The 12,546-nt window shown below is 70.2% G+C and carries 10 protein-coding genes; 5 read left to right on the top strand and 5 right to left on the bottom strand.

Annotated elements, in window-relative coordinates:
* Window positions 1-120 precede the first annotated feature (120 nt).
* The 3 genes from ABZ876_RS32450 to ABZ876_RS32440 all read right to left on the bottom strand — a co-directional run bounded on the left by ABZ876_RS32450 (window position 121) and on the right by ABZ876_RS32440 (window position 5,011).
* Complete coding sequence (locus ABZ876_RS32450; protein ID WP_361788681.1) at window positions 121-831, bottom strand: hypothetical protein; 711 nt, start codon at window positions 829-831, stop codon at window positions 121-123.
* Between the two features lie 251 nt (window positions 832-1,082).
* The gene (locus tag ABZ876_RS32445; protein ID WP_361788679.1) at window positions 1,083-4,559 is read right to left on the bottom strand and encodes a hypothetical protein; all 3,477 of its coding nucleotides are present in this window, start codon (window positions 4,557-4,559) and stop codon (window positions 1,083-1,085) included.
* Window positions 4,559-5,011, bottom strand: coding sequence for a pilus assembly protein TadG-related protein (locus ABZ876_RS32440; RefSeq protein ID WP_361788677.1), 453 nt, complete (start codon window positions 5,009-5,011; stop codon window positions 4,559-4,561). Before ABZ876_RS32440 ends, ABZ876_RS32445 begins: the two co-directional genes overlap by 1 nt.
* A 184-nt stretch (window positions 5,012-5,195) precedes the next feature.
* Between ABZ876_RS32440 and ABZ876_RS32435 the strand changes: the two genes are divergently transcribed.
* The 3 genes from ABZ876_RS32435 (at window position 5,196) to ABZ876_RS32425 (ending at window position 8,337) form a co-directional block, all read left to right on the top strand.
* Window positions 5,196-6,287 (top strand): tyrosine-type recombinase/integrase, encoded by a 1,092-nt coding sequence (locus ABZ876_RS32435; protein ID WP_361788675.1) that lies wholly within the window; start codon window positions 5,196-5,198, stop codon window positions 6,285-6,287.
* Window positions 6,287-6,607 (top strand): helix-turn-helix transcriptional regulator, encoded by a 321-nt coding sequence (locus ABZ876_RS32430; protein ID WP_361788767.1) that lies wholly within the window; start codon window positions 6,287-6,289, stop codon window positions 6,605-6,607. Before ABZ876_RS32435 ends, ABZ876_RS32430 begins: the two co-directional genes overlap by 1 nt.
* 65 nt (window positions 6,608-6,672) lie before the next feature.
* Entirely contained in the window at window positions 6,673-8,337 is a 1,665-nt protein-coding gene (locus ABZ876_RS32425) for a hypothetical protein (RefSeq protein ID WP_361788673.1), read from the top strand.
* Window positions 8,338-8,433: 96 nt separating this feature from the next.
* Here the strand turns inward: ABZ876_RS32425 and ABZ876_RS32420 are convergent, their stop codons facing one another.
* Window positions 8,434-11,076 carry a Helicase associated domain protein gene (locus ABZ876_RS32420; RefSeq protein WP_361788671.1) on the bottom strand — a complete coding sequence of 881 codons (2,643 nt, stop codon included), beginning with the start codon at window positions 11,074-11,076 and terminating at the stop codon, window positions 8,434-8,436.
* Window positions 11,073-11,486 (bottom strand): hypothetical protein, encoded by a 414-nt coding sequence (locus tag ABZ876_RS32415; RefSeq protein WP_361788669.1) that lies wholly within the window; start codon window positions 11,484-11,486, stop codon window positions 11,073-11,075. The genes ABZ876_RS32420 and ABZ876_RS32415 overlap by 4 nt, the downstream gene beginning before the upstream one ends.
* 305 nt (window positions 11,487-11,791) lie before the next feature.
* Here ABZ876_RS32415 and ABZ876_RS32410 point away from each other — a divergent pair, with 305 nt between their 5' ends.
* Both ABZ876_RS32410 and ABZ876_RS32405 read left to right on the top strand, forming a co-directional pair.
* Entirely contained in the window at window positions 11,792-12,085 is a 294-nt protein-coding gene (locus ABZ876_RS32410) for a hypothetical protein (protein ID WP_361788667.1), read from the top strand.
* 114 nt (window positions 12,086-12,199) lie between these two features.
* Window positions 12,200-12,367: a hypothetical protein gene (locus tag ABZ876_RS32405; protein WP_361788665.1), complete on the top strand. Its 168-nt coding sequence runs from the start codon at window positions 12,200-12,202 to the stop codon at window positions 12,365-12,367.
* Window positions 12,368-12,546 lie beyond the last annotated feature (179 nt).

The following is a 12,546-nucleotide window of genomic DNA, read 5'->3' as shown; positions in this document are numbered from 1 at the left end:
TTACCGCTACAGTACTCGCTGTTGGGTTGTTCCCCGAGGCCGAAGACATTCGGGACGCCAGCGGGCACAAGCGCCGCTACCGAGTCGGCGACCGCCTCGCGGAGGGGGCGGGTGAAGTCTTCACCCTCTGGCTTCGGCCGCAATCCAGTTCCGCCAAACGTGGATCGTGTTGGGTACCTCGGGGCGATCGAGTAGCCAAAGAACATAGCCGGCATGTCGCCATGCCCATGGGCTGTCAGATCGAGCGGCAGTTTCCAGCCTGCCGCGCAGATCCTCACTGTCGACGGCTCGAGCAACGCGCAGGTACTCGCGGTCCTTGCAGCGGTAGGCCCTCTGAACGACGATCTCGACCAGGTCAGTAAGTTTCGCCCTGACCGTCTCACTGTGACCAGCGACCGCCACGTCCCGTATGAGGCCCTGCTTCGTGCCCCACTCCTTGGCATGCCGGGTCCACTCCTGCGGATACCTTGCCTCCCATTCCAGGAAGAGGAGCGCATACGGCAGACCCTGCCACGTCCTGATGTCCCCGGGCGGGCGGTTCCACAACGCGTTGGGCAGCGAATACTTCCCGGCTTCGAGGTACATCTCATGTGCCTGCAGGAAGGCCGGATCCCGCCACTGCTCCTGTCCCCCAAGCGGCAGCGTCAAGCGCCACAACTCATTGAACCGACCAAGAGCATCCCGCACGTTCCCCTGGACATCAGCAAGACGGACCAGCGCCGCAGCCCGGACCGTGGGATCGTCGGCTATCAGCCCGAACGCCCAGCCCAACCGCGCGTCCCACGCATGAGCTTCATCAACGCCCGCACCCGCACCCGCTTCCTTTGTCACGCAGGAGATCATCCCCCAGTCACTACACCGAGGTGCATCGGCCCTTGCCTTCATCCAGAACACAGATCGGTCGGACAAGGCGAGAGATATTCAGAAATCCCGAAGTTACGTCAGCAGGAAGCCGACTCCCGACGGGGAAGAACCCCCTGGCCACAGGGTCGAGTACTCAGCGGAGGTCCGGGGAACTCGCGGGATGTCGCACATACGTGGAGTTCCACAGCGCTTCCCGCGCGGCCCTTGCGCACCCGCGGCTACAAGGCTTTGCGTACCGCTGTGCTCGGCCCGTTGAGGAGTTCGTTGATGAGCTGTGTGGTCTCCGTTTCGAGTGAGCAGTCCAAGTCCCGGTTGATCTGTTGCACGCGGGTGATGGCGGTGTGCAGCCCCTGCCGGTTCCCGGCCGCATGCTCGATCCGCATCCAGTCCCGGTAGAGGAGTTCTGCTGTGGGGTCGGCGTCGAGGCCGGTTGCGACGGCGTGGCGGGCGGCGTTGAGGTTGTGGTGGGGGCCTTGGGGGATGCGGTGGGTGGCCACGGTGTGTGCGACGTCGATGATCCGTGTGATCATTTCCTGGGCGTGGGGTTCGGCCCAGGGCAGTGGCCGGCCGCCGAATGGCTTGCCCCGCACCAGGGCCAGTGCCTTCTCCAAGTCGGTCAGGCCTGAGGGGCCCAGCGGCAGTGCGTGTTCGACGAGCTGGAGGAATCGGGTCCAGTCGCAGCGCACGGTGGGGGAGAGCCGGTAGGGGTCTTCTCCGGTTTTGCGGCGCGGTACGTAGAGGTTGCCGGACGGGTCGCTGCCGAGGGAGCTGCGCAGGCCCTGCATGCGCGCGTTGAGGGTGCTTGTCGACCAGGGGCTGACGGGATCCATGTCGGCACACAGGACATCCGCGCTCCGGCCGGGCCGGAAGTACAACAAGGCGGCGAGCTGCGCCATCCTCGGGCCGTGGCCGGTGCTGCCCACGCCCGTCACCTCAACCGGCCCCAGGACCCGGATCTGCGGAGCGTGCTGGTCTTGCGCCTCGCACTCGTCCGCCTCCGGCACCGTGGGCTTCTCGACGGCGGTCGCCGGGTCCCCAGCCTCCGCGGCTTCTGCCGTGTCGGTGTCCGCGTCAGCCGGGGACCCCGGGGCTGAAGGCACGGCTGTTTCGGTGTCCGGTCCGGTTCCGTTGTCGGGCTGGGTCGACGATGCGGTGGGGGAGTGGAGACGGAGCCCGGATGGATCGGTGCTGGCGGTAAGCAGGGCCGGGAAGACCTCGCCGCTCACGTCCGTTGCCGCCGCCGGCGATGGGAGCGAGGCGGCGGCGGTTGCGGGTGCGGCCTCTTCCGGGGATGCCTGTTCGGGCTGGGGCACGCTGTCGAGTTCGTCCGGGACGTGCTGCCAGGGCCCCTCGGCCGGGTGGGGCGGCTGCCCGGACACTTTCAACGCGGTGGTGATCTGCTGGTAGGCGGTGTGCTCGAGGCGCTGGATGGTGATGTTGGTGCCGGCGTGGTCGAGGGTCTGCGGGTCGCTGAGGGAGGCGTTGAGGATCTCCGCTTCGGGGAAGTGTGCGGCCGCCGTGCTCGCTGGGGCGATCAGCGTGACGGGCACGGTCCCCGCCCGGTCGATGACGTCGGCGAACTGCCAGGCCGTGTCCTCGTCCAGGGCGGCTGCGCACAGCAGCAGGTACGGCTGATGCTGGGTGTCGGGCATCTGGTGCGCTTCCAGCAGCCGTTCGCTCAGATCGCGCAGGGCGTGCGCGGCTTGACGCATGTGGGCGATCCGCGCGGTGGGAAGCAGTTGCGGCAGGTCATCGCCGAACCCCACGGTGACGACCTCGACTTCGCTTGCCCACGGACTCATCCCGAGTTCCAGCGCGAGCGAGGTGCACACCTCGGTGATGTGGAGCGGGTTGCCGTCCAGCAGCAGCGCGGGCAGCTGCGCGAGGTTGAGCAGCAGCAGATCGCCTCCCTCGGTGCTGCCGATCGTGACCAGTCCCGGATACGGTGCCGGCACCTCGCGGGCGTCCTCTTCGTCCAGGAGGACGGCATCGGCGGGCAGGGCCCACCAGCCGCCCTGCCCGGAGACGAAGGGCACCGCGGGGTCCTGGGCGAGATCTTCGGGCAACACCTCCACCGCGCGGGCACCGATCCGGGCGGCCCGCAGCGGCGGCAGGACCGCGCCCTCCTCCTGAGCTGCATGGTGGGCCAGCGTCCGCAGTGCCACGTCCAGGCGGGCAGCGCCGCCCGGCTCGGCGGCCGCCGCCAACTGGGCCTCGGTCGTGGACGTCTCCGACGCGATGGCGATTTTCTCGCCGGGCTTGCGGCGGCGGCGCTGCAGCGTACGACGCAGGGCAAGAGCACCGGTGATGGCGGCCGCCAGCAGTGCGCCGGCACCGAGAACGGTGCGCAGGTTCAGCGAGCTGCTGGCCGGAGCGGGCGCCGGGGTCTGCGACGCCGTCGCGGTAGGGGAGGAGTCGGCAGCGGAGCCGGACGTTTGAGCTGACGCCGACGGGGAGGCGGCAGAGGCCGAGGCGCTGACGCTGGGCTTCGGGGTCGCGGAGGCCGGTGCCGACGCAGACTGATCCGGCCCGGGCTGCTCGGCAGGGCGGCTGGCCGGTGCGCTGGGGGCCGAGGATTGTGGTGCGGGCGTGGTGGTCTTGCTCGGCGCGGATGCCTGCTCGTCCCCCGTGCCGTCGCCCGGCTGCTGCTCACCATCGGGCTTCTGGCTGGCCGGGGGAGTGGTCTCCTGACTGCCCGCCTTGTCACCCTGGTCCCGGTCCTGGGGCGGCTGGGCGCCGGGCACAGTGACCTGCTGCCCCGCGTAAATGACGTTCGGGTCGGTGATCGCGGGCAGGCCGTGCGGCTGTTCCTTGCCCCGGCTGGCCTTGAACAGCTGCGGCCATTCGTCGCCGTCGCCGAGCTCCTTCTCGGCGATCTTGGACAGGTAGTCGCCCGGGTGGACCGTGACGACGTGCCCGCCCTTTTCATCGGCTACCAGGGCGCTGTCACCCAGCTGCGTGCGGACGCCTCCCGCTCCAGCTGCCGCGGCCGCGGCGGTCTGGGGCATCTGAAGCTGCCAGCCGGGTTGCAGGAAGCTGTTCGCACGGAAGACCGTGCCGTCGGCCATGGTGTGGCCCTCGTTCAGGGCCGCGATCTCCCGCCACCGCTCGCCGTCCCCCAACTCTCGTTCAGCGATGCCCCACAGGCTCTGCGCGGGCCGCGTCTGGCGCACCGTGTACGTGGTGCGGGACGCCGGTGTGCCCGCTGCGGGCGTCAGATTCTGCTCGGCCTCGGTGGCCCGCGGCACCTGGGCCTTGCCAGGGACGCGCTCCGACGTGGTGGCCGGTGCGGCCTGGGCGTCGGAGGCCAGTGCCGAGCTCGTGGGCAGCAGCACCAGGATGCTGCCGATCAGCAGGGCCGCGGCGCGCTGTGAGGCGCCCATGCCGCGTGGGGCGTGCCAGGTACGGCCCCGTACCTGTGCGATCAGCTCGCGTACGGCGCAGAAGCTGAACTGCGCCCATCCGATCCAGCCCACGCAGGCGAGCAGTAGCAGGAACACGCTGCCGGTGTCCTGCCCATCCAGCAGGTGCATGACGTCGTCGTGGGTGGCAGCCCAGATGATGGGGGTGGCCCAGGCCAGCAGCAGCGGCAGTCCGGCGACCGCGACCGCCAGGACCAGCAGGCTCAAGCCGGCCTTGAGGACCCGCGCCAGGGTGCGGCTGGCGGTTGCGGTGGGGGAGGGGGTGGTGCGCATCATGGTCCTTCGGGAGCGGTGATGCCGTGCAGGAGGGTGGCTTTGCCGTGGCCGGTCACCGACAGAGAGCCGATCCCGACCACCGATAAGAACTTGGTGTCGTAGGAGCCGGTGACCGTGACGGTGAGGGTCTTGCCGTCGCCGGAGACGCTGACCGTGCCGGTGGCACCGGCGGAGCGCAGGTAGGACTGGGCTGCGGCGGCCGCGGCCTGCGGATCCGCGACGATCGCTCTCCCGCTGATCGCGTCGGCGGGATCGATGGCCTGCCCGCCGGCTCGCGCGGCTTCGCCGGCGATGTAGTCCGCGCGTTCTGTGGCGCGCATCTTGCTGCCGCCGTCGACGGCGATGCCGATGATCCCGATCAGCGCGATGACGCACACGGCGACGAACACGGTGACGCCTCCGGCATCGTCCAGCCGCGCTCGGCGCAGGCAGATCTGGCGGAAGATCATCAGTCGCCTCGTGTGCGAAAGGCGTTGGGTTCGTGGGGTGGGTGGGAGGGGGTGGCTGGGTGTTGTGGGTTGGGGGTTTGGGGGGTTCGCTCGGTCGGTGGGTTTGACGGGTGGTGTTCGGGATTGCTGAGGGTGTGGCCTGTATGCAGGAGGGGGGGGTGTGCGGCGGGGTCTGTTGCGGGGGGTGGTGGTCGTGGTGTTGACGTTGGTGCGTTGGGCTGGTGACGGCGACGGTGACGGTGTTGGTGTGGGGGAGGGGCCGGCGGGGTTCGAGCAGGAGTTGGTGGACCGGTTTTTGTTGGCGGGGTTGGGGGCGGGGATCTCGGACCGGTCGTTGGCGGAGGATCGGTCGGTGTTGTTCGACTTCCTGCGGTTCGCGGGCCGTCGGGTGTGGTCGGTTCGGGCGCAGGATGTGGATGGGTGGCTGGCCTGGTTGCGGGGGGAGCGGCATTTGGCGAGGTCGACGGTGTATGACCGGGCGAACACGATCGCCCGGTTCTACGACTTCCTGACCGCCCGGTATCAGAGCGAGATTCATGTGCGGACGGGGTGTGGGGTGGTGCAGCCGGTCGATGAGTTCAACCGGCCCAGGCACGCCGGCTACGGCCTGGTCCGGGTTCCTCCCACCTGCGTGGAGGTGGCCGGTTTGTTCGAGGGGTGGCGGCAGGCGTTGCCGGGGGCGCGGAAGTATCTGCCGGCGGCCCGGAATTATGTGGTGGCGTCGTTGTGGCGGCGGGTGGGGCTGAGGTTGAACGAGTCGGTGATGCTGGATGTCGGTGACTGGCGTCCGGATCTGGGCGCTTTCGGGAAGCTGCATGTCCGTTACGGCAAGGGCAGCCAGGGCCGCGGCCCGAGGGCGCGGTTGGTGCCGGGGATCGACGGGGTGGACGTGCTGCTGGGGTGGTGGCTGGCCGAGGTCCGCCCGCATTTTCCCGGCGACCACACCGATCCGCGGGCGCCGATGTTTCCCGGCGAGCGCCGCACCGCGGGCGGCCGTGTCGGTGCGTACGCGTTGCGGGCGGGGCTGGCCGGTGCTGTCGAGCGGTTCGTGCCCGCGTGGTCGGGCCGGTTGTCTCCGCACGGGCTGCGGCATTTTTGTGCCTCGTCGCTGTACGGGCGGGGCGTGGACCTGAAGGCGATCCAGGAGCTGCTGGGCCATGAGTGGCTGGCGACGACGACCCGCTACATCCATGTGCGTGCCGAGCACATCGAGCACGCGTGGGTTCAGGCCAATGCGCGGGTGGCCGGCCGCCTGGGCGAGGGGCGGGGGTGCTGATGCGGTGGGAGCTGCGGGAACGGGCGGCCGAGCGCCAGATCACGACCTCCGCTGAGCTGCGCCGCCGGCTGGCGGCGGCGGGCCTGCGGATCAGCGCGGGGAAGATGTCCGGGTGGTGGTCGACCACGCCGGTCAGTGTCCGGCTGGACGACCTTCAAGTGCTCTGCGCGGTGCTGGCGTGCGAGCCGTCCGATCTGCTCGTCCGCGAAGTGACCGCGCCCTCTGCTCGGCCCCGGCTGCAGCCCGCTGTACCGGCCCGGGGCGCGGGCGCGGTGGTGCAACGGCTCGGGCCGCTGCGCCGCTCGGTGCCGCCGCTGTGACCGGCCCGGCCCGCAGCAGGGCGATGTGCACCGTGTGCGGGCGGCGGCCGCCGGCGATGCCACGGGTGGAGTTCTGCTTCACCTGCTGGCCGGGCGGCCCGGTCACCCCACCGCCCTGCCTGCGCTGCGGCTCGACCCGCCTCTACTACGCGGCAGGGCTGTGCGAGCGCTGTCATCCGTCCGCGATCCCGCCGCCGGACTCGTGCACCAACTGCCTGGCCTGGGGCGCCACCCGGAACCTGCGCTGGCTGTGCAAGGGCTGCGCCTCGTGGTGCCGCAAGTACACCGCCACTGCCGCGTGCGCCGTGTGCCGGCACGACGCAGTCCTCGACGGGGACGGGATCTGCAGGCTGTGCCGCAAGCAGGCCACCCTCACCCGCGGCACCCACATCCTGATCCCGTGGCAGGAGGTCAGCCGGCGTGGGCAGCAGCTGTTCTTCGCCGATCTGTTCTCCAGCCGCTTCCGCGGCGCCGCGATCCCTGAGCCCGTACCGCTGCGCCCTGAGCCGGTGCCGCCGCCCGCTCTCCTGCAGCCGGCCCTGTTCGATGCGGTCCGCACGCTGCGTCACCGTGGCACCGAGGGGCTGGCCCGGCGCGCGGATCCCCATCTTGCGGCGTGGGTGGAGCAGTTCACCCGCGAGGACGTGATCCGCTACAGCTGGAGCCGTGACCTGACCTGGCGGGTCCGTACCAGCGTCAATATCGTCCTCGGCTTCCTGCAGGCCCCGGGCGCCGCGCTCACCGCCGACGATGTCGCCGTGCTGATGGAGGTCAACCTGCCCCACGGGCATGTGAGCGCCATCCTCGAGAGAGCCGGCCTGCTTCACAACGACCGCCTTCCCACGGTGATTGCCTGGGCCGAGCAGCAGATCACCGCGCTGCCCCCCGTCATGGCCGACGAGGTCCGCGCGTGGCTGGCCATCATGCACGAAGGCAGCGACGTCCCGCCGCGGCGCCGTCCCCGCTCAGAGACAACCATCCGCCTCCACCTGCGCTGGGCCCTGCCCGCCCTGACCCGATGGGCTGCCGACGGCAAGACCTCCCTGCGCGAGATCACCCCCGCCGACGTCCGCTCCGCCCTCCCACCGACCGGAGCCAACCGGACCCGGATGGGCCAGGGACTGCGCTCCCTTTACCGCGTCCTGAAAGCCCAGCGCCTGGTGTTCACCGACCCGGCCGGCCAGGTCAGGACCGGCTTCCCCGACCCCACCATCCCGATGCCACTCCGGGTCGAGCACATCCGCGCCGCCCTCGACTCCGCCGACCCGTCCCGGGCGCTCCTGTGCGCGCTGATCGCCTTCCACGGCCTGACCGCCCATCAGATCCAGCACCTGCAGCTCACCCATGTCTGTGACGGTCACCTCGTCGTCGACGGCCGCCGGGTTCCACTGGCCGAGCCGGTCAGCCTGCGCCTGGCCGCCTACCTCGACCACCGCCGCAGGCGCTGGCCCGCCACCGCCAACCCCCACCTGTTCATCCACTACCGCAGCGCCACCACCACCGCGCACGTCGGCCACCGCTGGATCAACCTCCGTCTCGGCCCCCACCTGACCACCCGCGCCCTGCGCAACGACCGCCTGCTCGACGAAGCCCTCGCCACCGACGGCGACGCCAAACGCCTCGGCGACCTCTTCGGCATCAACACCCGCACAGCACAGCGCTACACCAAGACCGTCGGGCACTCCAGCTTGCAGCGTCTGGGGCCTGGGAGCCTGGATGCGCACCGGTGAGTCGCCCCGTTTCGCTGGCTGCACGAGACCCCGGGACCATCGTGCCCCGGGGGCTCGTGCGGTCCCGCTCAGCGACCGGACGACGAGGGTGTCATGTCATGCCCATTCGACTCCGAGTTCGGCGAGGGCGGCGCGCTGCTCCGCGGTGAGTTTGTCTCGTCTTGCGCGAGTGTTGGAGATCCATACGCCGAGCTTGTGCTGGTGCTCCTGGCCGTCGATGACGACGGCTTCGACGTGACCGCGCGGTACTGCCTTCTGGGTGCCCTCGCGCTGGATCCACTGTGTGAGGGCTGTCAGGCCGCGTTGGAACGCTTGCTGTGCCTTGCCAGGGCCCTTCGCCGCGCGCCCGGCTGCCGGGGCTGGGGCGGGCCGTTCGGCGGGCGTTACGCCCAGCCTCGCCAGCCGCTGCTGCTGTTCTTCGGAGAGCTCCGTCCAGCTGAGGCGTTGCCGCTGGAGCCATTTGCCGAGGTCGTCGCCTTCGTATTGCACGCCGGGGGCGATGTGGGGGAGTGCGCCGTGGGGTTCGTCGGCGGCGAGGTCGGCGAGGACGCGATAGTGGCGTTGCCAGTCCAGTGGCCAGGGGCAGTTCCAGTCCGGGTCGATCGCGGCCAGCTGCTCGGCGCGCTTCTGCGCTCGTTCCGGGTCCTTGCCCAGGCCGCCCTTGCGGCGGAGGTTGGCCATGTGCTGTCCGATGGGTACCATCGCCTCGCCCTCGCCCCACACCGCGTCCTGCCGCGGGGCGAGGTGTCCGGTGGCGCGTCGGTAGGAGCGCAGCGCGGCGAGCTTGGTCTCCCACGCTTCCTGGCCGGGCTCCCAGACCATCCCGGCCTCCGGGGCGTCCAGCAGGGTCTTGCGCCGCTCCTCCAGCTCACCCGCCCGCAGCGCCTTCCGCTGCTGGTGCACCCACCGCCCCAGCGGAAAGTCCTTCGTGACGCCCACTTCGACCTCGACATCGTAGGGAACGGCGTAGAGCCCGGTGATCTCGTTCTCCTTCCGCCACCGGAGCAGGGCCTGGTAGCCCTCCAGCCACACCAGCGACTCGGGCCGGTAGACCCGTGTGCGCAAGAACGCAGCGATCGTCGCCGCGTCCCTCGGGGTGGAGAAGTGCAGCAGCGATGACTCCACCGCGCCCTCGGTTTCGGCCTGCCCGCCCGCGCCTTCGGTCGTTGTGCTGATGATCCGCCCGTCCTCATCCCGCTTCACGTGCACGTGCCGCTGCCCGCTGGTCAGCGCCCGGCTGGCGAGCTGCTCGACGAGGCGTTCCGAGTGTGAGCGCAGGCCCTGGAGTACGGCTACGAGGGGGCGGAAGCTGGCGGAGGCGACCATGTCCTGCGGGTCCTCGCCGGGTTCCAGGAACACCGGCACGATGATCCTGGCGACCTTCGTGGTGCCGTCGCGGTTGAGCCGTAGGGCCCGGCCGATGTTCTGGACGATCTCGACCTGGGAGCCGCGGGTGTCGGCGAAGCAGACGGCTTCGACTCCTCGTTCTCCGGTGATGTCGACGCCTTCCCCGAGGACGCGGCAGCTGGCGAGGAAGGCGCGGTGGACCCGGCGGCCGGCGGCGTCGATGCCGCCTGCGAACTGGCGCAGTACCTCGCGTCGCTCGGTGACGAGGTGGTCGCCGCACAGCCACGCGGACCACACCCGGTCCGGGGGGACGTGGCGGCCGGCCTCGAGCTCGTAGAACTGAGCGTCGATCGACGATTTCGGGAGCCGGTCCGCGGCGGCCAGGTCGTCGTCGGAGGCGTCGTTGAGGTACAGCTCCGCTGCCGTCTCGGGCAGCTTCTCAGCGAATGCGGCGGCCTCCTCCACCTTCTGGTGGAACGTCATGACCGTACGCAGGTTGTACGCCGCGGCGTGCTCCAGGAGCGCGGTCTGCAGCAGCGCCAGCCGCCGGCCCCGCAGCGCCTCCTCCCACTCCCCGAGGACCGGGGAGGGGTCGCGGATCTCGAGTACGTCGATCTCGAACCCGGCGAGGATGCCCCGCTCGATCGCCTCCGAGAGCCCGAGCTCGGCCAGCCACGGCCCGTAGGTCTCGGAGTCCTGGCCCATCGACGCGAGCTCCACCTCCTGGCCGTGCGCGCCCTTCTGCGGCCGGGGCGAGGCGAGGATACGCGGGGTGGCGGTCAGGTAGAGCCGGAAGTCGGCGGGGATCCGCTGGTTGTCGTGGATCGCCGCCCACGGACGACCGAGATCACCGGCCGTGCCGTGGGCCTCATCCACGATCGCGAGGTCGAAGCCTGCCATCTGCTGCCCGTACAGCCGCTCCCCGCCCGCCAGAGCGGCCTCCAGCGGCCCGCGAACCTTCTGCCCACCCGTCGGGTCCTCCGGGTCCTCGCGGTCCACCAGCGAGGCGTACGTGGCGAACACGACGACCGGCCCCATCCCGGCCCACAGCGCGAGCTGGATCGGGTTGGTGGTGGTGCGCACCCCCAGCTCGTTCAGCACCGGGTCGTTCTCCAGCGAACACACCGCGACCATCGGGGCCCGGTGGCCCACCAGACGCCACGCCTGGGCGGTCTGCACGAGCAGGTCCAGGGTCGGCACCGTGACGAGGATCCGGCCGCCTGTGAAGCACTCCAGCGCGCTCGCGGCGGCCGTGATCGTCTTGCCCGATCCAGTCGCGGACACGATCGTTCCTCGGATCCCTCCCGGGGGCACAGAGGATCTTGCAGGGAATCCGACCCATTTGCGGAAGCTTGATTTCTGCTGAACCTGGTGTTCTCGAAGCTGGATCAAAAGAGTTCTCCGGGCTCGGGAAGGACTTGTTCGACGGAAGCGATCCGGTACCTGCCGCGCTGGTAAAGGCCGTCGTCTCTTCCGTGCACGGCCCAGGCTCGCTCGGCCGCTTCGTCGGCTGACGCGGCCATCAGGTGCACGACGGGGGCGGGCATGCCCGGGCCGGAGCAGCCGGCGGTGGGCCGGGCACCGACCCGGTAGACGCGCTGCCGGCAGATTTCCGGACCCGTGACACCGGACCGTTCGGCCTCGGCCACATCGGTCATCAGCCGCTGCAGACGCTGCTGTTCGTAGCGGGCGGCACGCGGGTCGCGGGAGGGCGTGTACGCGGCCATCTGCTCCTCGGCCATCAGATCAGCGATCCGCTCCCACTGAAGACACCGCGCCTGCGCGATGTACAGCTCGCTCAAGTGATGTGGCTCGGGCGGGGCCGTCCTCGCCTTGTCGGTGCGTTCTCGAGCCATACGTACCTGCGCATCCACATGGTGGCGATCGAGCCCGACGGCGCTCGCGACCACACCGAGGCGGGCAAGTTCATGGGGAAGATACTCGTAAATCAACACGCCAACTGCCCCCTGCCGGGTGTCCCTGATTTACGCCAATGCTACATGCTGCATCACATCATGATGCAGACATGCGAACCCCCTATGCGAACTCGCTCGGCATCCCGCTTCCCGACCCTGATGTTCACCGCGCATCGGGGTACACGGCCCGCATGGCACCGAAGACCGAACGCATCGAGTTCCTGCGGGCCGTGCGGCAGCTGCACCGCGTCCGCTCCTTCTACGCTGTGGGTGTCCTGCTGTGGGCGGGATCCACAGCCTGGACCGGTTGGCAGGCCCCCGGGAGCCGGCAGATGTGGGTGTCCGTCCTTCTCCTGGCCGTCTTCACCGCTCTCCTCGCCACCGCAGGCCTGGCCCTGCGACGTCTCGCAGTCCCCCCGACAGGCCGGCCCGCACATCACGCCGCCCCACACAAGGCGGCAAGCACTCGCCACGCCCACGCCTGAGGACCCGTCAGCCTGCCTGCAGGAGCCGGCCAGACCACTTCGGAGGCACCGCCCACGCCTGTGGGGGCGATGGCCGGGCATACGGGCTTCACTTCCCATCGAGAGGGGCTCGTCATGCTCGGCATAGTCGCGGCAGTGCTGTTCTTTATCGCGTTCTTCCTCAACGCGGCGGGGATCAGTACCAATCACGCGTTCTCGTCAGTCAACGTCATGCTCCTGGGGCTGACCGCGCTGGCCCTGCACGTTGCGGGGATCGGCAGCACCTGGTCCCGTAGGCGCTGACCCGGCGTCAAGGCCTTAGAACCCGCAGAGGCCAGCCGAAGAGACCATGACACCCCCCACTCTTGTTGCTGCTCGGGCCGCAGGCCCGTTGGCCTGTCCCGCGCAGCGGGGCCGGCCTCCCGTGGCGCGAAGCGCCACCCGGCGGCCGGAGCGCAGCGAAGGCCGCCGGGTGGGGGCGC

It is taken from the genome of Streptomyces sp. NPDC046931 (assembly GCF_040644655.1).
In the GTDB taxonomy this organism is placed as follows: domain Bacteria; phylum Actinomycetota; class Actinomycetes; order Streptomycetales; family Streptomycetaceae; genus Streptomyces.
This window is presented reverse-complemented; position numbering and strand designations above follow the sequence as displayed.

Bases quoted from the DNA above. Each gene is read 5' to 3' on its own strand.
- ABZ876_RS32445 (WP_361788679.1), bottom strand. From the start codon at position 4,559: ATGCGCACCACCCCCTCCCCCACCGCAACCGCCAGCCGCACCCTGGCG.
- ABZ876_RS32440 (WP_361788677.1), bottom strand. From the start codon at position 5,011: ATGATCTTCCGCCAGATCTGCCTGCGCCGAGCGCGGCTGGACGATGCC.
- ABZ876_RS32430 (WP_361788767.1), top strand. From the start codon at position 6,287: ATGCGGTGGGAGCTGCGGGAACGGGCGGCCGAGCGCCAGATCACGACC.
- ABZ876_RS32410 (WP_361788667.1), top strand. From the start codon at position 11,792: ATGGCACCGAAGACCGAACGCATCGAGTTCCTGCGGGCCGTGCGGCAG.
- ABZ876_RS32405 (WP_361788665.1), top strand. From the start codon at position 12,200: ATGCTCGGCATAGTCGCGGCAGTGCTGTTCTTTATCGCGTTCTTCCTC.